Annotated in this window: 11 protein-coding genes; 8 read left to right on the plus strand and 3 right to left on the minus strand. The window is 52.4% G+C overall.

What is annotated here, in order from left to right; translation table 11 throughout:
* Positions 1–258 precede the first annotated feature (258 nt).
* Both P40081_RS18070 and P40081_RS18075 read right to left on the minus strand, forming a co-directional pair.
* Positions 259–1,545, minus strand: a complete 1,287-nt coding sequence (locus tag P40081_RS18070; RefSeq protein ID WP_042137385.1) for an MFS transporter — start codon at positions 1,543–1,545, stop codon at positions 259–261.
* 31 nt (positions 1,546–1,576) lie between these two features.
* Complete coding sequence (locus tag P40081_RS18075; protein WP_197074242.1) at positions 1,577–3,625, minus strand: B12-binding domain-containing radical SAM protein; 2,049 nt, start codon at positions 3,623–3,625, stop codon at positions 1,577–1,579.
* A gap of 561 nt (positions 3,626–4,186) precedes the next feature.
* On the opposite strand from P40081_RS18075, the gene P40081_RS18080 reads away from it, so the two are divergent.
* The gene (locus P40081_RS18080; RefSeq protein WP_042137389.1) at positions 4,187–5,275 is read left to right on the plus strand and encodes an NAD(P)/FAD-dependent oxidoreductase; all 1,089 of its coding nucleotides are present in this window, start codon (positions 4,187–4,189) and stop codon (positions 5,273–5,275) included.
* On the opposite strand, the gene P40081_RS18085 is transcribed toward P40081_RS18080, so the two are convergent.
* On the minus strand, positions 5,259–6,170 hold the full coding sequence (locus tag P40081_RS18085) for a ketopantoate reductase family protein (RefSeq protein ID WP_042137391.1): 912 nt from the start codon (positions 6,168–6,170) through the stop codon (positions 5,259–5,261). The two genes, P40081_RS18080 and P40081_RS18085, sit on opposite strands and share 17 nt — an antisense overlap.
* A 148-nt stretch (positions 6,171–6,318) precedes the next feature.
* On the opposite strand from P40081_RS18085, the gene P40081_RS18090 reads away from it, so the two are divergent.
* From P40081_RS18090 to P40081_RS18120, 7 genes are all read left to right on the plus strand, one after another.
* A complete protein-coding gene (locus P40081_RS18090) occupies positions 6,319–6,870 on the plus strand; it encodes a TetR/AcrR family transcriptional regulator (protein WP_042141190.1) in 552 nt (183 codons plus the stop codon).
* A gap of 140 nt (positions 6,871–7,010) precedes the next feature.
* Entirely contained in the window at positions 7,011–11,825 is a 4,815-nt protein-coding gene (locus tag P40081_RS18095; protein WP_042137393.1) for a sugar-binding protein, read from the plus strand.
* Positions 11,826–11,991: 166 nt separating this feature from the next.
* Entirely contained in the window at positions 11,992–14,748 is a 2,757-nt protein-coding gene (locus P40081_RS18100) for an alpha-mannosidase (RefSeq protein ID WP_042137395.1), read from the plus strand.
* A gap of 13 nt (positions 14,749–14,761) precedes the next feature.
* Positions 14,762–16,570 (plus strand): sensor histidine kinase, encoded by a 1,809-nt coding sequence (locus P40081_RS18105; RefSeq protein WP_042137397.1) that lies wholly within the window; start codon positions 14,762–14,764, stop codon positions 16,568–16,570.
* A 4-nt stretch (positions 16,571–16,574) separates the two neighbouring features.
* Positions 16,575–18,203: a response regulator gene (locus P40081_RS36455; RefSeq protein WP_052421875.1), complete on the plus strand. Its 1,629-nt coding sequence runs from the start codon at positions 16,575–16,577 to the stop codon at positions 18,201–18,203.
* Positions 18,204–18,239: 36 nt separating this feature from the next.
* Positions 18,240–19,100 carry an FAD-dependent oxidoreductase gene (locus P40081_RS36460; protein ID WP_052421876.1) on the plus strand — a complete coding sequence of 287 codons (861 nt, stop codon included), beginning with the start codon at positions 18,240–18,242 and terminating at the stop codon, positions 19,098–19,100.
* A complete protein-coding gene (locus tag P40081_RS18120) occupies positions 19,078–20,925 on the plus strand; it encodes an FAD-dependent oxidoreductase (RefSeq protein WP_052421877.1) in 1,848 nt (615 codons plus the stop codon). Before P40081_RS36460 ends, P40081_RS18120 begins: the two co-directional genes overlap by 23 nt.
* Positions 20,926–21,021 lie beyond the last annotated feature (96 nt).

Consider the following 21,021-nt stretch of genomic DNA (forward strand, 5'->3'; position numbering starts at 1 on the left):
AAAAAAACTGGTGAAGCTTACTGCTAAAATAAAGACTGTATACTCGTAAATGAGTTGCAGTCTTTATTTTACCGAGGAACTTGGGATTCTCGGTATCCATCCGGGGTTATTATCTGAACAACGGAACGAGAGTTCTGTATATCAACGAAATATTTGAATGAAATAAAAACCTGGCCCGGCAGGTTCTACCGGTCCTACCGGCATGACTGGACTTACCGGCGTTACCGGGTCACGAAGAGATGCAAATATGTAGATTACTTATACCGACTGACTGGTCTGAGGTGATGGGGACGACTGTGGAGCCTGGATGTCGAGGCTGCGCAGATGATGATTGGTCAGCCCGATGATCAGACAAACGGCGAACAAGGCAGCGGCAAGACCGAAGCATACTTCCACGCCGATTCTGTCAGCCAGAATACCTACTCCGCCATAGGTTAACGGGATGGAGATGTTAAAGGCCATGGAGCTGATGCTGTTGACACGCCCCCGAAGCGGAGACGGAACCAGCAGCTGGAACAAGGTGCTCATCGGGATCACCGTGACTGTTACGCCAAAGCCCAGGATCAAGTTGCCGAAGCAAGCCGGCCAGAGAGCGGAAGATAAGGCGATCACACACATGCCAAGGCCTTGAACCCCAAGGCCGCAGGAGAACCAGACACCAATTCTCCGGGGAGACCTGCTGCCGACGAACAGTCCGCCCAGAAGCAGCCCCACAGCTATAGCTGCATTGAAAATACCAAGCTCGCCGGAACCGCCTTCCAGCAGCTCACCGATCAGCATGGGGGGAAGCACATTGCTTGGCCCTAAGGCAATATTGCTGAGTGTACCGAGAAGGATAAGCACGAGCATGGCCGTTTGTCCCCGCAGCCATTGCCAGCCCTCGCCGATTTCCGCGAAGATGGACAAGCCGGTGGCGGCACGGGAATTCATCCCGGCCTTGCCGCGTTGCTTAATTTGCTGGATCAGAGCAAGCGAGATGATAAAGGTTACCGCATCCACAATCACAGCCCCTGAATTTCCGATAGAGGCCACCAATATTCCACCCGCAACTGTTCCGAGAATACGGGTGATTTGCAGGGAAACGGACAGCAGTGAATTGGCTGAGATGAGATAGGTTTTATCCGCGATGAGCTCAGGCAGGAAGGAGCTCTGCGAGGTAGCAAACAGATTGCCCATAATCGATAAGCCGACTGTGATCAGATAGATATGCAGCAGCTGAAGCTGCCCGGTGAGCATGAGTACAGCAAGGGTTACGGTGAGCAGAGCCTGAGCGGCATCGGCGATCTGCATCAGAATCTTTTTGTTCAAGCGGTCTACCCAGGCGCCAATGAATAAACCGAGTATCATTTCCGGCAGGAACTTGGCGACAATGACCAGCCCCACCTGGAGCGAGGAGCCGGTCATCGAGTACACGAGCCAGCTGATAGCCAGATTGTATAAGGAATCCCCGAAGACGGAGCTGGCACGGGCCAGCCATAGATAGCGGAAATCGGCATTATGTTTTAACAGGAGTCTGTAATTAGGTTTGCTGATTGCGGGGTTCAAGGAATAGCACACCTCCTTCATAAAGCGATCTTCAGGCTTCTGCTGCCGGTAACCGTTTCAGCCGCAGAAACCGGTTCGAGATACAGTGTTGCCATAACTCAGTATGGAACTCATGCTGCGCCGATTGCTGCAGCAGCTCCGTCAAACTTAAGCCAGGTACGAAATTCCGCAAAAACTCGATCATGGGTACAGGAAACGGAAAAAGAGTGCCATCCCGCCGGACGAACAGCTGCTGTTCTTTGGGCTGAGGGTAACTGGAGCAATCCGGTTTCCATTGCCCAAGAAGTTCAGTTATATTTTGCGCGGTGACTGCCTTACCTTCGCATTCGGATCTGTCAAGGATGTTATCCAGGTTCTTTTTGTTAAAAAGCTTGTGGACCGGAAGGTAATAATGTCCCTCTAGAAGGTGTCCGTTTAATTCCAAAATTGAGTTCTCGTTAGCTGCCGTCTGAGTTGTCCCCCTGATGACCTGGAGGACCTTGTTCCCAAACCGGTCGTGATAGAACATCGAATGCGCAGTATCCACTCCCCCCACCCAGGGACGGTCAAAAAGGTTGCTTCTGAGGGATGCTTTGGCCTCTGTCAGCTCCTTCGGTCCCCAACGGGAAGTGTTGGCAAGCAAATGCGTTTGCTCACTGTAAAACAGCCTCCAGGCGACATCTTCGCCCTCAAAAGGCCGGAGATCCTGAATGCCGAAGCGCTCCGGTTCTTTGGCAATAATGGCACCTTTGGTTAACACGAACTGGTCAAGCCCGCCAAAAGTCCAGTGCCTGCTGTTATGCTGCAAAAAATCAACTGAACTCAGGGCATCGTCAACCGTTTCCGTAGGAAATCCGGTAAATCCCATAATTTGTACGCCGATGCCGGCTTCGCTGAACATTTGGATTGTTTCCTGCAGCCGGTCCACCTTGGTTCCTTTATTAATCAGATTCAATATCCGCTGGTTGCCGGATTCAAATCCGACCGAGATGGCGGTACATCCGCTTTGCTGAAGCAACGCGCAGCGTTCCGGTGTCCAGTATTCCTCTAACCGGATCTCCGCTCCCCAGCGGATGTCGAGTCCTTCTTCCAGAATCGCTGCTGCCAGCTTAAGCAGCAGGGCCGGAGATAACACGTCCACTGAGAAGTAGATATATTTGTAGGTGACGGCGAGCGTCCTCAAATCTTCCATAATCTTATCCAGCGGGAATTGCCGCCAGGGACTGGTAGGCGAATCGGTATTGAGGCCGTAATCACAAAAGGTGCACCGGTTCCAATAACATCCCCGTGAAGGAGAATAGTAAATGAACGGAAAGGGGGATAAGTATTTCTCCCAGGGCAGCTTGCTGTACTCCGGCACCGGAAAGGAGCAGATATCTTCGTATTTGATCTCCAGAGCGGAGGCACCATGCACCGCCTGGTACCGGGGATGCAGTGCAATATTCGGTGACGCAGGCAGCGGCTTATGGTGCTTCAATGCCTGGAGGATAGAGACCAGTGCACTTTCACCTTCGCCGATAATGCAGGCATCTGCAGAGTCAAATACAGCATAGAAATCGCTTTTGTTCAAAATATATTTCCAGTAATCTGAGACGGCAGTCCCGCCAAATATAATCCGGGTTTCCGGGCAGCTCTCCCGGATGTGCTGCGCCATGCTGAGCGCGAAAGGAAGCTGGGCGACATAGGTGATGCTGATCCCGACGAGGGAATAACCGCCAGTGATGATGCCGGGAATCAATTCGTTCCTGAAATAGTCGGTGAAAGGTCCGGAGATCACTCCGGTAATTCGGGTATCGCGCATATCCAGGGAGTTAAATACATTGAAGAATCCGCTGGTGGCTAAGCTGAACCCTCTGAACTGCCCCGGGAAGCCCTTTAGAGATAAGGCATCCATCCAGAGCATTACAGTCTCAACGGCGCTGGTATACAGCCTGTAGTCAAAAAATTCTGTTTCATCACGGAAAGTATGCAGCGCGGCTGGCAGCGCCCCGGCAAAATTCATGCCTTGTACTTTGAGCGCGTAATAAAGCTCCATCTGTTCAATGGGCGTAGGTTGTTCCAGTGCCTGAAGCTGCGCGGTCCGTTCATTTATATATTGCATTGTTCTTCCGATTTGCCCAGGCGTTACGGTATACAGCCAAGAGTCTATATTACTATCAATAATATCAATATCTTCAAAGCCGAATTGCCGCGCATAGCCCGCCAAGCAACATAGGCTGTGAAAACCTGAAGTAGGATCGCTGACCGGAGGGTATATTAGCGCAGTTTTTACCATTCCAAAACCTCCATTATGAAGAGAATTCCTCCTCATTGGAAGATTCAATGAGGAGGATGGGCTGCGGAGAGTTACTTAGTGAATGTTATTGACGTTGTTCTGGCGTGTAACATCGTTATCAGATGCTTCGGTAACTTCCAAAATCGCTGCAAGCAGCTCTTTTTCTTCCTTTTTCATGTAAATTCACCTCCTTTAGCTAATTAAAGAGATTATATGCTATAAAATACCATTAGACCTATGAGTTAGCAGATTGACGATGAAATTAATTACAGATAAACTATTAAATTGGGTATTTCTGTGTAAAATCGCTCAAGCCTAAATGAATACTCACTCTGCTGTTACGGGAAGAATGTATGCAAGAGAATGTCTGGAAGGAGTGAGCGCTAGATGAAAGTTGCAATCATGGGGGCAGGAATATCGGGGCTTGCCTGTGCCATTAAACTTGAGAAGCATGGAATAGAACCCGTAATTTTTGAGAGCCGCAGTATGATTGGAGACCGGTTTGTGAATGCCGAAGTGCTGCTCTCCATGTTCACCCGTCCCGTTAACGACAGTATCGCTTACTTATCGGAGCAATACGGTATATATCTTCATCCGGCTGCCGGCATTTCAAAGTTTACATTTTATTCGAAGCATGAGCAGGCTGTTCTGGAAGGGCAGCTAGGCTTCACGAACATTCGTGGAAGACATAAGAATTCTTATGAAGCACAGCTGGGGAGGCAGGTTAAGTCAAAAATCCATTATAGATCTGACAAAACATATGAGGAACTGCTTGCAGACTATACGCATGTGGTGCTTGCAACTGGGGACAGCGATTACGCGAAGAAAACCCGCAATTTCAGGGAAGATCTGACGGTTTCGGTCAAAGGAGCAACGGTTGAGGGCCAATTCGATCCGTATGAGGTTAAGGCTTGGCTGGATTATGACCTCGCACCTTTCGGATACGGATACCTGATTCCCTTCTCGGAGAAAGAGGCTAACCTTGTCATTGCCATTCCTGATCTCCCTGAGATGAATACCGGTATAGAAACTCTATGGGAGCGTTATTATCTCAAGGTACAAGCGGAACTCCAGCAAGCGCTGCCCATCACAGACCAATTCCAAATCACCGGTTACCCCCTAGGGGTATGTCACTCCGGCAGGATCGGCAATACATTTTATGTCGGTAATTGCTTTGGGGCAATGATGCCGTTCATGGGGTTCGGACAGCATGCCTCCTGGATGACAGGGATTTATGCCGCCCGGGATTTATGCGGTTTGGGTAATTATGAGGAGCTTACCAAGCCGATCAGAGAGAGTTATGAGAACTCAATTGTTCTGCGCAGGATGATGGAGCATCTCTCGGATGAGATCCTGGATCTAATTATCCGTAATCTCGACAGCTACTTGGGCAAAAAATTGCTAACAAGCCCAAACCTTAATCCTTTAAAAATAGCAAGTTATCTGCTTCGTCCCTATATTAAGCTGAAGAGCTAACTTTTTGGCTTAAGAGCTTCAATAAATCGTTCCTCAGCTGCACAATTTCCCTGTTTGCACTATCCGCGTAATCCGGCAGCAGCATATCCCGTACCATATTAGTCCGCAGCCATAGCATAAAGAAAAAATCCAAAATCAGGTTTGGGCATAAAAGCATAAATTTAAATACAGATGGATGAATCGCAACACCAGCTTTTTGGATGGCCCTTAAATACGTTTTTAAGGTGACTGTTATTTGGTGTGCCGTTTGTCTGGTTCTGACTGTTTTTATGTCAATAATCTTATGGTCAGAGTGTAAAACACTAAGCAATGCAATGTCCGATACGGAATGTGTTATGAGATAAGCTCTCATATCCTTATTCATTGTGTAAGGAAGCTTTGCTGTTATAAATAATTGTGCGAGGTTTTCTACACGTTCTGTCACTGCACCGTTGATTTCTCCAAATGTAGTAGCGAATAGCAACTTTGGCGGAAACCGGGCATACAAAATCCCCTCTTTAATCTGTCCGCCAGCCCCGGGAAAAGCCGGTAAAAGTCTGTCTCCCACAATATCCAGCCACGAAGCAAATCCAATTGAATTATTAGTCATGGTAACAATATTTTTGCTTTGATTGTCTTTGAGTGCTAACAACGCGGATTCGGCTTGATCGTAACGAACGGTTACCAAAATAAAATCATATACATCATCATTTTCAAGCTTATCGATGACTTTTACCTGTACCGCTTTAACGGCACCTTTCTCATTATATTGCAGGCCTTTCTCTTTCAAGGCTGTAAACCGGTTAGAACGTGCAAACAGAGTAACATCCACCCCTGCTTCCAAGAATTTGATTGCATACGCGCTCCCTATAACACCTGCACCAAAAATCAAAATTCTTTTTTGTTTTACTGGCATAATAATCCCCCCTATTATTTTAACATTCCGGTATTGACTATCCAACAGCGTGTTGTATGATGTGATCATAAATCTTTAGTCTTCCCTCATCAACCATCAGTTTTTCAGGATGTGTCGGATGATAATCTTGTCTGCGAAGGAGTATGGAATGAAAAAACAGCCCGAAATCACGGAAAAAACGAGACAAAATTTCATAGATGTTTTTTGTGAGCTGTATAGCCAAAAGCCGATTGAAAAAATCTCGGTGCAAGAGATTGCGAAGAAGTCGGGATATAACCGCAGCACCTTTTATCAATACTTCACTGATATTTACGAATTGTTGGACTCTGTTGAGAATGATTTGTTGAATTACATCAAAGAAGAGTTGGCGAATAAAAAGCTGGCTGCCTATACTGTTCAGGATGCGCTTCATTGTCTGGAAAACCAGGAATATCTCTCGGTCCTCAAGGCCCTCCTGGGTGATTATGGCAGTATCCATTTTATTGAACGCTTGAAAAGAGAAATGATCCTGGATAGATTGGATTTAAACGTTCCGCACAACGATTCCTTAAAGCCATACCTGATTGAGTTTCAGATCTCAACCTCACTTTCTCTGCTTCGTCTATGGCTTCAGCGGGAAAAGGATTTACCGCCGGAAGAATTCCACAGGTTAGTGGACAACCTATATACTGCGGGGGTAACGGCCTATTCTCTGAACTGAAACCGTGCCGATTTCTCACCATTATTCGACTTGTTCAAATTTTAATAGCGCTTACATTAGGATATTCATAGGGTCCTTCGCTCCCCGTCATTATAATGAAGGTGCAATTACCTTAATGATGAGGTGAGGTGGGGTTAATAATGAAGAGGAAGTCCGTTGTGTCATTGCTGCTTGTCTGGATGCTGATTGTCGCAGTCGTTCCGTCTTATGCAGGTGCAGATCCGGTACCGGGTCCGGTTAGTATTGTGCTGGGAGAGACGAATACAGAGAATGGAATAACGGCCTGGAACGGGGACGGTCCGGGAGGGGTCATCAAAGAGACGGTCCAGGGCAAATCCGGCTGGCGGACAGACCCGGCCGGAGGCGGGAAATATATTTACCTGAACGTGTCGGATGCCTTCATCCATGGCGGAACTAATGCGGTCACGGTCACATTCGAATATTATGATATGGCCGGCAGCGCAGACAACATCTTCGGATTCTCTTACGACTCCGTATCAAGTGCATGGGATTATAACGTACCTAAGACGTATCTGACAGGCAGCAACACCTGGAAGACCGTCACCTACACCTTAAAGGACGCTAACTTTGCAAATAGGGAGAATGGGGCTGACCTCCGGATTGACACCTCTGTCCCTGTCCTGTTCGGGAGCATCACTGTCGCGAAGAGTGCGGTAACTTCTGCAGCAACGGGGCTTCAGGCAGTTCCGGCTGCCGTAAGTCTGCCCATAGGATCAACCCGTACGATTGCTGCCGCTGTACTGGATCAGAACGGGTTCCTGATGAACAAGCTGACCCTCAGCTACACCAGCAGCAACGCTGCCATCGCCAAGGTCGACAGCACCGGCAAGATCACGGCCATGCAGCTGGGAAGCGCCGTTGTCACAGCGAAGTACGGCACCCTCACCACGAACATTCCCGTGACTGTAACCAAGGTGACCGGACCTGTAAGCGTTATCATGGGGTCGGTTACACAGGAGAACGGATTGACGCCGTTTGCCGGAGATTCGAATGCCAAGACGATCCAGACTTACAATGGCATTACCGGCTGGCAGACGAATCCTGCCGCCAGCGCGCATTATATCTATTTCAAGGTAACCGATAATTACATTTATGGCGGCAAAAACACGGTCAAGGTAACGGTAGACTACTACGACAGCGCCGTGAGCGGAGAGAAAGGCTTCAAGCTTGCCTATGATTCATCACAGACGCAGTACGCTTACACAGACTTGACCGTACTGACCGGCAGCAATACCTGGAAGCAGGCGACTTACATCATCGAGGATGCCCAGTTCAGCAACCGTCTGAATAATGGCTCCGACTTCCGGATTGAGACCAGTATACCGGTCTGCTTCGCCAAGGTAACCGCTGAACTCATCCCTACCGTGTCGATGCGCGGGGCACAAGTCAAGACAGGCAGTGTTTTCAAAGAGACGGAAGCATCGGGCGTCAACCTGGTTTTTGACAATCAGTTCGAATCCGGCAGGGCCCTGCATGTGAAGTACAGTCTTCTTGACTATTCGAATATCAAAGTGGATGAAGGTGAGTTCGATGTCAGCCTGAATCCGGAGCAGAAGGGCTTCGTCAAGCCGCTGAATTTCGGTATTCTGAACAAAGGGACCTATACCGTATCCGTAGACGCCGCCAGTGCAGATGGAACGATTCAGCTTCATGAAGACCTGCATCTCGGAACAATCACCGATCTGACGGGTAAACCTGTCCAATCGTTCCTGGGCATGAACACCCATTTCAGCAAAGCCTATGGAGGCTCAGATATCCGGCTTCCGCTGGCTGTCCAGGCAGGCGCGGTATCGGTCCGGGATGGCTACAATCCGGGCAACCCAACGACTTACATTGATAACGCTGCCGCAAACGGATTAAGCACATTCATCGTGACAAGCACAGATCCTGTTGTCATAGAACAGACGGTGACAAGTCTGCAGGGCAAGGTGAATGCTTTTGAAATCGGCAATGAACTCAGTACCCAGCTGACACCCGCGCAATATCTGGCGATTCTGCAGAACGCGTATACGATTATCAAAGGCGTGAATCCAAGCCTCAAGGTAGTCGGCGGTGTAACCTTGAACTATGATGAGCCTTGGCTCAAGCAGCTGGTTGATCTTGGGGCCACGCAATATCTGGATGTGATGTCCTTCCATGTGTACCCTTCTTACAATCCTGAACAAGGGGAGACGCTTGCTGAATTTCAGGATCTGGACAGTTATATTAAAGCTTATCAGAGTAGTCATGGGCTCACCAAGGATATTGAATTATGGCTGACCGAGATTGGCTGGCCGACGATGGATCAGAAATGGGGAGGGGTTACGGAGCTTGATTCAGCTTCTTATGCGGTTCAATTGTATGTGGCTAATCTGGCGAATGATAAGCTGATCGATCGAATTTACTGGTACGATTTCCTGAACGACTGTACCGACAGTACCTTCTATGAATGCAGCCAAGGTGTGCTGTACGTCGATAATTCGCCGAAACCTTCGTTCGTCGGGTTCAATGCGGTCTCGGAGCTGCTGGGCGGAGCCACCTTCGTTCAGGCTTACAGTCTGGCGGACAATGATGTAAGAGCCTATAAATTCCACCGTGCGTCCGACAACCAGGATATCACTGTAATCTGGTCAAACGCCGATAAGCAGATTGGTCTGCATACGGGGAGCGCCGAGGTAGAGCTGAGAGATCTATTCGGTAATGCCCGTTCCTTCAGCACCATCGGCGGAAGGGTGACATTCACCGCTTCTCAGGAACCCGTCTATCTCGTCGGCAATCTCGCCGCGGCTCCAGTGCTGGATACACCGACCTTTCAGGCGGACACCTCTGCTATAACGGCGGCACCGGGGGAAGAAGTTCAGATACAGGTCACGCGGGCTGGCGGGGCAGAATCGCTCTCTGGAACTTACAGTCTGGCCCTTCCGGCCGGCTGGCAGCTGGTATCAGGAGGCTCCTACAGTGCGGGACCGGCAACGGATACTTTAACCGTCAGAGCCCCGGGAACCCCCTCCACCGGCAGCGCACGCATCTACCCGACCGGGGCGTCCGGCGAACAGTACGGCAGTCTGACGCTGGAGGTTCTCATGAAGGAAGCTGACGCTGTGCATGTCTCTCCGGTCGTGAACGCAGCCGGAGACGGCTGGGATCTGGCGGTCACGATTGACAACCAGAATGCACTCGGGCCAATGGATGGGGGAACAGTCACCGTGCTGGAACCCTCTGATATGGCCGGAACGCTACCTTTTGCGCCTGTTGCGCCTCATTCGAGTACAACTCTTGTCATTCCGGCCCCGTCGCTAAGCAAGGACGTTCCATTGTCTGTCAAGATCAAGGTAGACCGGGATGACGGGTTCTCGCAGCTCATCGAACGGAATATCAGCGCTCTGACAGCGGTCAAGTCGAACCAGCCTATTACGGTAGACGGAGTTATCGGTGCAGCGGAGTGGAGCCACGCGGAGTCATTCGTATTGGATCAGGCCTCGCAGGTCCGGCTCATGACGGATTGGGGAGGAACTGGAGATTTAAGCGCCACTGCCTATACTAAATGGGACGCAGAGCAGCTCTACTTGGCTGTTCAGGTGACAGATAATACCCATATCAACAACAATCCTCCGGGCGATGCCTGGAAGGGAGATTCCATCCAGTTCGCAATCGATCCGGGCCGTCCCGTCGAGCCGGGTAAACTGGGCTGGAGTGAGAACATCGTCGCCTTGAATCCGGAGACACAAGCAATCATGAAAAGAGGCGGCATCGGCGGCAATAACCTGCAGAATTCATCCGTCGCGATCCACCGGGAAGGCACCCAAACCGTCTACGAGCTGGCGGTTAAATGGTCAGATGTGCTTCCCGCCGGAATGACGCCGTCTGCGGCGAACTCCATCGGGTTCTCTCTGCTCGTGAATGATAATGACGGAACAGGCAGACGGGGATGGATGGAGTATATGAGCGGGATCGGCTTCAGCAAGAATCCGAATCTCTTCGGGGATCTAATCTTAACAGACCGGACGAAGCTTGGAGCAGACCTCCCCGGACCGGCTTCGATTGCGGTCGATCAGACCGAAGTCCACATGCCTGTCGGGGGGACGGTTTCTGTAACGGCTGCAGTCTATGATCAGAATAACACGGTCATGAGCGGTGTCCAGGTTGCCTGGTCGAGCAGCAATCCGGCAGTAGCTGCCGTCGATGCGGCAGGGGTGATTACCGGGGTGTCGGCCGGAACATCTGTGGTCCACGCCACGTATGAGGGCTTAACCGCAAATGTGGCGGTGAATGTTGAGGCAGTCACCTTGATCTCCGACGGATTCAGCGGAAGCAACGGAAGCGTGATTTCCGGAAGAGCACCGGACACGGCTAATCTTCCAGGAGGGACTTGGTCGCTGGCAAGCTTCCCTTCGAACGGTAATTTCTCCGCTTATGTGAATAACAGCCAGGGAAATCCGTTGCCGCAGGCACAGATCAATGCGGCCGGCAATTCCCGGGGCGCAATGGCCATTCCAATCGTCAGCTCCGGAGCCTACCAGAAGCCGGGGAAGATGCGTATTGAGGCGGATCTCTCCTTCCCGGTGAAAGCTACCGAGCATGTGGGACTCGGATTCTACGCCGCACTTCCCTCACAGAGCAGCGGGGAGCTTGCGGAGACTTATTTTACCGGCCTGAGCATCGACAACCGGACGGGCGCCATCACGCTTAAGGTGAACGGGCAATCTGCCGGGTCCGAGATTGCGTATACCGGAACCTGGAATCCGGAGAGCGGCTTCCTGCATCTGGCCTATACGGTTGATACCTCCACGGGCGCGATCTCAAATATAACCTTTACGGGGAGTACCAGCAATTACAGCTTCCAGACAGACGGATTTAACGGAAACGCCACTGCTTATGCGGCCGTCCTGATCGGGTCGACTTCCCAGCGGGATCACCGCGTGTATCTGGATAATTTCAAAATTAGCGGTTTATAGAACCAAGCAGGACAACAGCGGTGCGGGGAGTAGTCTCCGTACCGCTGTTTGGCATGGCCGTTTAAATTTTCATAGCGAGGAAGTATAGATATTCCATTCCCGCTCTTAGCGAAACTCTATACAATTACGCTGAGTCTACCGAAGAAACGACAAGGGGAGTGCCGCAATGAATAACATTGTACATGTCATATCCCATACACATTGGGACCGGGAATGGTATATGCCGTTTGAGAAGCATCACGTGAGACTGGTCGCTTTGATGGATGAATTGCTGGACGTGCTGGAACGGGATGCGGAATTCCGCAGCTTCCATCTCGACGGGCAGACGATCATCCTGGACGATTATTTACAAGTGCGTCCTGATCGCAGGGAAGAGCTTGAGCAGCGTATAAGAGAGGGCCGTATCCTGATCGGCCCCTGGTATATCCTGCAGGATGAGTTCCTGACCAGTCCGGAAGCCAATGTGCGGAACCTGCTGGCCGGCTGGCAGGCCGCGAAACCCTATGGCCGCTGGACGAGGATCGGTTATTTCCCTGATTCCTTCGGGAATATCGGGCAGGCGCCGCAGCTGATTGCGCAAGCGGGCATGACAGCGGCGGTATTCGGTAGAGGGGTGAAGCCGACAGGCTTCAATAATTACACCCAGCAATCAGGCAGCTACGAATCGCCTTATTCCGAGATGTACTGGGAGTCGCCTGACGGCACGAAAGTCCTGGGCATCTTATTCGCGAACTGGTACAACAACGGGATGGAGATACCGGTCCGGAACGAAGAGGCTACGGCCTATTGGGACGAACGCATAGCAGCGGCAGGGCAGTATGCCTCGACACCTCACCTGCTGCTCATGAACGGCTGCGACCATCAGCCGGTCCAGGCCGATCTGTCCGCAGCGCTTGCGGCCGCACGCCGGTTATATCCGGATACCCGGTTCGTACATTCTGACTTCGAATTATATATCGAACAAGTCCGGGCTGCGGCACCGGAGAAGCTTAACATCATCCAAGGAGAACTGCGCAGCTTACGCAGTGACGGCTGGTATACACTAGTCAACACGGCTTCAAGCCGGATTCATCTGAAGCGGCAGAATGCCCTGGGCCAATCAGAGCTGGAGCGTGTTGCAGAGCCGCTCGCAGCCTTCGCATACCTGCAGGGGGATGCCTACCCGCATCACTTGCTTGCTTATGCGTGGAAGACGCTGATGCAGAATCATCCTCACGACAGCATCTGCGGCTGCAGTGTTGATGAGGTTCACCGGGAGATGGTAACACGGTTCGACAAAAGTCTTCAGGTGGCGGAATCGATCGCCCTGGACAGCGCGGAGGCACTGGCGGGCAGGGTGGATACCTCTTGCTTCGCAGCATACGGTAACGCCTTGCCGTTCGTCGTATTCAACACGTCCGGCTGGCCCAAGCACGGTGTCGTCACGGTGGAACTGGAGACCCAGCGGTTGTATCTGGCTGAAGGCAAGCCGGCTGAGCTGAAGCAAAGACTCAGCAGCCTGCCCTTCCGGCCGGGATACGTCATTACGGATTCGGGCCGGAACCTTGAAGCGCAGGTGGAGGACCTCGGCGTCCGCTTCGGCTACAAGCTGCCGAAGGACCGGTTCCGCGAGCCTTATTACGCCCGTATCATCCGCTTGACCTTCTTAGCCGGCCAAATTCCGGCTCTCGGATACCGGACATTCGCTTGGGCAACGGATACGCTGCCAGCTGCATCTTTCCCGCCGTCTTCGCTGGTTACAGGTCCGCGATCAATGGAGAATGAATGGATTCGGGTGGATATTGCAGATAACGGAACGTTCACTTTGCTGGATAAGGCATCGCAGGCAACCTATCCCGGACTAGGCTATTTCGAGGATACGGGCGATATCGGCAATGAATACGTATATACCGCACCGCAGGGACAGTCTGCGCTGACGACGGAAGGCAACCCGGTGTCTTCCTGCGAACTGGTGGAGAACTGGGCGGGTACAGCCGCGTTCGAAATCGTTCACCGGTGGGCTGTTCCGGCAGAAGCGGATTCGCTGCTGCAGGAAGAGATCGATGCGATGGTTCCGTTCATGGATCGGCAAGCCCAGCGCGGCAAGCGTGAGATTCCGCTCATCCTCAGGTTGAAGGTGACGCTGGAGCGGGGAGCGAGAAGCTTGAAGCTATCGGTCCATTACGACAATCAGGCGAAGGATCACCGGCTGCGTATCTGCTTCCCGGCCGGCATTCAGGCGGACAGCCATTACGCGGAGTCAGTCTTCGAGATTGCGGAGCGCAGTAATATACCCTACCCCGAATGGGTCAATCCGAGCTACTGCCATCCTCAGCAATCATTCTCCGGCATCGATTCCGTGGAGGCCGGTCTGATGGCGGCTGCCCTTGGGCTGCACGAGTATGAAGTGCTGCAGGACGGCCGTAACACGCTTGCCGTCACGCTGCTTCGGGCCGTGGGCGAATTAGGGGACTGGGGCGTGTTCCGCACGCCGGAGGCACAGTGCCTGGGAACGCATACGGCCCAGCTCAGCCTAATTCCGTATTCGGGTAAGCCGTTCCGGACTGAAGCGGCGGCGGAAGCCTATCGCCAGTCGGTTCCCTTTACGGTAATTCCAACCGGGTTGAAATCCGGAGAACTTCCCCCTACCCATTCTTGGCTGCAATGGGAGGGAGACGGATTGTTACTAACCTCGTTCAAGGTTTCGGAAGAAACCGGCGATCTCGCCGTCCGCTGGTTCAATGCCTCTATGCAGCCTGCGGTCCTATTGCTGGATGCACCTCCGGGAGGCGGGGGCGTATGGAACAAAAGCAACATTATGGAGGAACGTCTGCATAGGCTGACCCAAGGGCAGGATGGACGGGTTCGGTTGCCGGTCCGGCCTGCCGAAATTGTGACGGCGGTTTATGAGAGAGAAGGTCAGGAAGGACTCCCTTTAGCGTAATAATCGGATTATAATGAATTATGGAAAAAATTATGATCTGGGGGCGATGGCCATACTCTCGTTAATCCATTCGGTCACAAAGGGGATTATGGCTGTATTCGGCTATTTTTCACGCTCCCTTTTCCGTAAAATGCTGCTCGCCTTATTCGCGATCATCACGATTACGGTATCAACGCTTGGCTTATATACCTACGATCATACTTCCTCCGATATCAAGCAGCGCGAGATCCAGAATATGGAGCTCTTCAGTTCGCAATCAGCCACCAACCTGGAGACGCAGATGGCCAATATCAAGAGTACCGCATGGAATTACTTCTCTGACCCGAGATTCCAAAGCTTCGTGCAGACGTTAGGCTCTGATCCGCTGGCTTATAGTGAATTCTCCGGCAACTTCAGTCAATTCGTGACCGATCATTCCGCAGTCGAATTCATCGTGGTTACACAGCTTGAGGGCAATCGCTTGATCAAAGGCAATCTCAATAACACGGATGTAGTCGATTTCGAAGATTTGAAGGAGATCGCGGTGGCGAATAACGGCAAAGGCGTCTGGGTCCCCTCGATAGCTTTTGACCGGCGTACAGGGCAGAAGGTTAGCACGCTGACTTTCGTACAGGCAGTCAAGAATATCAGCACGCTATCCAAGTTCCCCATTATCGGTGTCCTGATGGTCCAGCTGTCTTATGAGTATCTGAAGCAATGGCTCTCTGGACTTGGTGAGACGGAAGGCGTGGACTTTCTGCTGGTGGATGCAAGGGAAGAGACGGTCCGGATCTCTGCCGATTCCTCACTGCCCGGTAAACCGCTGGAGCGCCGTAATGATTCGGAAGTGCTGTACGTTTCCCAGCCTTTGGCGAATACGTCATGGGTACTGGTGGGCATCGTTAATGTCCGTACTCTGCTCAAAGAGGTGAACGGATTGGCGCGGGATACGATCTTGATCGGAATTGCCTGCTTATTGGGAGCCATGCTGGTGGCAATTTTGCTGTCCTCACGAATTCTTACTCCTCTCAAAGAGCTGAAGAAAGGCATTCTGGCCGTTGAGAAGGGCGATTACGATATTATTCTGCCTATCCGCACCAAAGATGAAACCGGTTACATTATTCACCGTTTTAACCACATGACTGAGGAGATCAAGTCGCTGATCCGGAAAGTGTACGAGGCAGACTTAGTCCGTAAAGAAGCGGAAATCAAGGCGCTGCAATCGCAGATCAATCCTCACTTTCTCTACAATACACTAGGCATAATCGATAGCCTTGCTACCCTGCATGATGACGACCGTATTAGCCTGATCAGCAGATCACTGGCAAAGATGTTCCGTTACAACATAAGTGCTGCCCGGACGTCAACGATACAGCTTGAGCTGCGGCAGATCGAATTGTACCTCTATATTCAGCAGCAGCGGTACGGGAACCGGTTCAAATATACGATCGAAGTGGAGGATTCAATATACGGCTTCTCCATTCCGAAGCTGCTGATACAGCCCTTGGTGGAGAATTGCTTCGTGCATGTCTTCGACAGAATGTCTGCGCAATGCGAGCTGCGAATCCGGGGCTGGAGACTGTCCGATCAGGAAATCTATCTCAATGTATGGAACAACGGCCCGCCGATTGCAGCGTCAAGACTGGCGGAGCTCAACATGCTGCTGAGTCAGGATATCCAGCAGCGGCGTGACGAGCTGCCGCCATCCTCCATCGGACTGATGAACGTGCAGAACCGGATCAAGCTGCTGTATGGAAATGAATATGGTCTTACCATTACCAGTGAGCAGGAGCAAGGCACTGAAGCCGTTATTCATCTAAGAAAACTGGGAGAGGAGGAGTAGTGGGATGAAACTGCTCCTGATTGAAGATGAGCCTATCTTACGGCAAGGCCTGATCCGGATCATCGAACGGATGGGGCTGCCGATCGGGGAGATTGGCGAAGCCGCGAATGGTATTGAAGGCTTGCAGCGTCTGGCTGAGCTCCGGCCGGATATCGTCATTACGGATATCCGGATGCCGGAGATGAACGGGCTGGATTTCATCCGCGAGGCCAAGGAGGTCGACGATAAACTGCAATTTATCCTGGTCAGCGGCTATGAAGAATTCGAGTTCGCCAAAAGAGGCATCCAATACGGGGTTGCCGACTATCTGCTGAAGCCGGTCGAACCCGAAGAGCTTCGGGACTGCCTGATCCGGATCATGGCGAAGATCGAGCAGGACCGACGGCATTCCACGCTCGGCGATGAGCTCCAGGTGCTTCAGCAAAGAAGCGAGGAGACTTCGCGTGAGCGGCTGTTGACCCAGCTGATCCAGCAGGGGGACGAGGGCTTTGCCTTCGAGCAGGACAGGGAGCTGGCATCCATGAACACTTCTTGCCGCGAGTTCGTAATCGTCCTGTTCGAAGTCACACGGCCCGACTTGCCCTATAGCTCTTTCCTCCAGGGAGACGAAGCTCTGCTTGGATTTGCAATCTCCAATGTCATCTCCCAGCTGATTGAATCCAGGGAGCGGGAAGGGATGTTATTCCGCCATTCCATCTATGACAAAGAGCTTGTCTACCTCCTTGGAGACGGCAATTCCATCGGCCTCACCTCTATAAAGCATGAGCTTGAAGGGGTGATGACGGGGATTCACCGCTATCTTAAGCTTGAGGTGACCATCGGCTTCGGCCTGCCGGTGCGGAATATCCGCCAGATCCATCAGTCCTATCAGCAAGCCAAGCAAGCGCTGCGGGACCGGATTATCCACGGACGGAATAAAGTATACGGCTTGACACCGGCAGCCGGCGGTCAGGGTAACGGGAGCTCGGTTCTTGCGGAAGAGGATGAGCGGTTTGTATTCCGCCTTTTGAACGATGGCAATGCCGCAGCCTTAATCAAGTGGCTCGGCCCCCGTATCGAAGCACTCGTGGAGTACGAAGCTTCCAGCTTCAATCAGCTGGAGAGCTTCTGCATTGATCTCCATCTTCTCTACCGCAAATATCTGCTGCTTAAGACAAGTATCCCGGAATGGATCATCGGTGAGGTCGGCGATCTCCTGAGCTGGCTTCACGGGGTGGAGAGCTGGACGGAGATTGAGGTCAAGCTTGCCGGTATGACCCATAATATGATGGATCACTTAAACAGGATGCGGCATTCCTCGAATCCCGATCTTATGGATGAAATCAAGCTCTATATAGACAATAATCTGCATGAGCCGATCAGTCTCCAGGTCATTGCTGACCGCTTCTATATCCACCCGAATTATTTCTCCAGACGGTTCAAAGAACGGTTTAAAAGCAGCTTCATCAGCTACTTGACTGAAGAACGAATCCGCAAGGCCGGACAGCTCTTGAAGAAGACGGAGCTGCAGATCCAGGAAATTGCCGTTCTGGTTGGCTTTCCCGATGCGGCTTATTTCAGCAGCGTGTTCCGGAAATCGACTGGTACGACTCCGGTTCAGTACCGCTTGAACATGTCGGCTGCTTCAGAGTAAGGCCGATGAGTGTTGACAAGGGGGGACAAGGGTTCGATGAAGATCATGGAACATACATTGCAAGCTCACTATAAGACAATAATCTGCGGAGCGACTTGCAGCGGAATCGGAGCAGCGTTAGCGGCACCGGAGTCGACTCTGGTCGTCGAGCGGTCGGCAGCAGTAGGGCAAGAGTATATCGAGAGCTTCAACCCTGGACGGAACGATGGGCCGATTCCGCTGTCCTCATTCGGACGCTCGTTCGTGCTGGAGCTCCGTCAGCGCAATTTGACCGAGGCCGCCTTAGAGCCGGTGCACCTTCCGGGCCTTCATCCTGTTCTGTGCCGGAGACTGCTGGATGCCCGGGTTCAGGTGCTGCTCCTGACAGAGATTATTGAGATCCGGCAGCTCCCCGCAGGCTTCGAGGTTGATCTATTCAATGCATCCGGTCTACATACGGTAACGGCCGACCGCATAATAGATACGACTACATGCCGGGTATCCCGTCCGGCAGAGATCCGTCCGGCCGGGCGCAGCCTTAATGCGTATATTCACACAGGAATTGCAGATCAGGGCCTGCCTGCTGCCAGCGATCCCGGGGTGGAGTTCGTTCAAGGTCGTTTCAGCGCAGAGCATATCGTCAAATGGACGCTTGCAGCAGACGACGATTGGCCTGCTGCAAGAAACGGTCTATTAAGCTATTGGCATACCCGTCCAAGTGTACTTCTCCCCTGGACAATTGCCGCCATCGCCTCCGTCTTCGATTGTGAAGTGCAGCGTGGCTTGCAGCTCGTCACGGACGGCTGGTTCTGGCTCCCGTCAAAAGGGTATGGGCACCCGGTTGAAGCTATCGATCAAGGCTATGTTCACCAAAAGAGATGGGAGGGAGCAGCAGATGGAGTGCGCAGAAAGGTATAGCGGCGGCGTGGTCAACCATTCGTCCTTCGGGGGAGCTTATTCGGGACGATATGATGTCATCGTAGCAGGGCTGGGAACAGCAGGAGCGATTGCGGCCATCACGGCGGCCAGGCAAGGGCTGAAGGTTCTTGGCGTAGAGCGTCTGCATGGCATGGGCGGTACAGGAACGGCCGGGGCTGTATGGAGCTATTATTACGGGTCGAGGGGCGGCATATCCGAGCCTCTGGATAAGCAGGTGTTAACGCTTGCTGCCGGATGCTTCACACCTTCGCAAGGCGTGAACGGAGAAGCCAAAATGATCGTAATGGAGCAGGAAGTGATTCAGCTTGGCGCAGACCTCCGGTATGAGAGCACAATCACAGGAGTCCTTAGACGGGGCAAGCGCGTATGCGGAATCGAATGGATATCCCCGGAAGGCCGATTCACGGCGGACAGTGAAGTCGTGATTGATTGTACGGGAGACGCGCATGTGTGCGCGCATGCAGGAGCGGGCATGTACTGCGGCCGTAAGATGGACGGCCAGCTGCAGCCGTTCTCGAACGTATGGCTGCAGCTGGAGAACGGACAGGTTAACTGCCGGCATACCGACTCGGGTTATGCCGATCCGGGAGATGCGTTAGCTCTGTCGCAAGCAATCCTCACGTCCGCAACCGTCTCTACGCACCTGAAGGATACTTATACTGAGCGGGACCGCTGGCTCCGCCTTGCACCACTGACCGGAATCAGGGAAGGACGGCTGATCGAAGGGGAAGCACAGGTGACCCTCGAATGCGTCCTCAATGACATTCATACAACGGAGCCCTTGTATTACGCGTATGCGCATGTTGATCTGCACAGCAAGGATACCGCCTTCGAGAGCGAGGTGCTGCAGAAATGGACCGTTGCCTGCAGCATGTGGGGACACAAACTCTCCGTTCCGGTCCCGCTCGGCGCGCTCATTCCCAGAGGAATGGAGGGGCTGCTCGTCGCGGGCAGATGTCTGGCCGTCGATCATGACTTGGCCACCTGTGTACGGATGAAACGGGATATGCAAAAAGCAGGGGAGGCTGCCGCCTATGCCGCCTATCTCTCCATAACCAGGAAAGTACCGCTCCGGGAGGTTCCTTATCCGGAGCTATCCGCGCTGCTCACCGCAACAGGCTGCTTGCAGGCAAGCGGGCACAATACGGGTCCGGCTTGGCTCGGTCAGCCGGAGACCATCAGGGAAGGTATGTCCAACGCGCATCCGGGGCTTTCGATCTGGTCGGCGGTTAGAATGGGTGGATCTATTCACGCTGCATTAAGAGCCTGGATGACACTGGTTCCTGAGTCTGACCTCAGTAAGCATAGTGCATTCGCACTTGCATTGCTTGGGGATGCCTCGTCCGCACCTGTGCTGAGAAAGCTCGCGCGCGTGAAGGACCCCTTCGTACCACAGACCCGCCTCGTCCATAAGCGCAGCCATGGACGGGGCTATTCGGCGATTCTCCTGCTGGGACTGCTTGCGGACAAGGATGCGGCTGACTTGCTGTATACCCTATTGGAAGAACCTGTAGCAGCTTTCCCGAACCCGGATGCAAGTGAAGCGTCGGAGACGCCTGCCGAAGTACACTTCCAATACGTCTCGTTCGCCGTGGCTGCCTTGGCCAGAATCGGGGACCGCCACTCGGATACGCAGAGTCCAACGGCCGAAGCTTATTGTAAGCTGCTGCACAGGAAAGACCTCGGATTCGAGGTCGCCCTGCCCGGTGCGCCTCACATTCCGTACGACATGCTCCCTAAAATCCGGTTGTGCATAGAACAAACAATCCTCCGCTGGGACATCGGACCGCTGTCCTGGAGGTGAAATATTCATATTTAGCCGGTTAATTATTTCTATTTAGTAAGCGGTTGCAACCCTTTATGATGAAGGGGTACAGCAACCACACTTCACGGGGGGATT

The sequence above is a fragment of the Paenibacillus sp. FSL P4-0081 genome (assembly GCF_000758565.1).
GTDB lineage: Bacteria > Bacillota > Bacilli > Paenibacillales > Paenibacillaceae > Paenibacillus_AQ > Paenibacillus_AQ phytohabitans.